The sequence below is a fragment of the Acidovorax sp. SRB_24 genome, assembly GCF_012931925.1.
Genome location: NZ_MWOM01000226.1, coordinates 1 through 501, shown reverse-complemented (window position 1 = coordinate 501; position 501 = coordinate 1). Strand labels below are relative to the sequence as shown.

Below are 501 nucleotides of genomic sequence, written 5' to 3'. Positions count from 1 at the left end.
AGTGCGAGGGCGGATTGCAGGAGGGAGCGCTTGTTCACGGAAACACCTTTCAGTCAGAGATGCACCGATCTTAGGGTTGCCCCTATCCAACCCCAACGACTATGTTTTCATTTCCTTACGCGATGGCGACATAAGGAATCAGGTGCGCAGCGCGACGTTGTTGAGCTTGTCGAGCCGCTCGGGCCAGCCCCCTTCTGCCGACTGCAGCAGGATGCGCGTCCAGGCCACCCAGGCGTCCCACTGCACGCGCTTGTCCCACGCATTGCCCCACGCGCTGAACATCTGCAGCGCGCTCTCGGCCGCCTGCCGCGCCTCGGCCTGGCGACCCGCCGACAGGTAGAGCTGCGCCAGCACCATCTGCGGCTCGCCCACCCAGGGGTTGTGGCGCACGGCCTGCTCCATCACCGCGGTGGCCACGTCCAGGTCCACCAGCGGCACGTCCTGCTGGATCACCGACCAGTACAGCGCGGTGGCGGCCGCCTCGTCGGCGGCAGACAGCGG

1 pseudogene is annotated in these 501 nt (G+C 66.5%); it reads right to left on the bottom strand.

Annotated elements, in window-relative coordinates:
- Window positions 1–138: 138 nt before the first annotated feature.
- A pseudogene (locus B2J89_RS21665) lies at window positions 139–501 on the bottom strand (tetratricopeptide repeat protein); the annotation flags it as partial.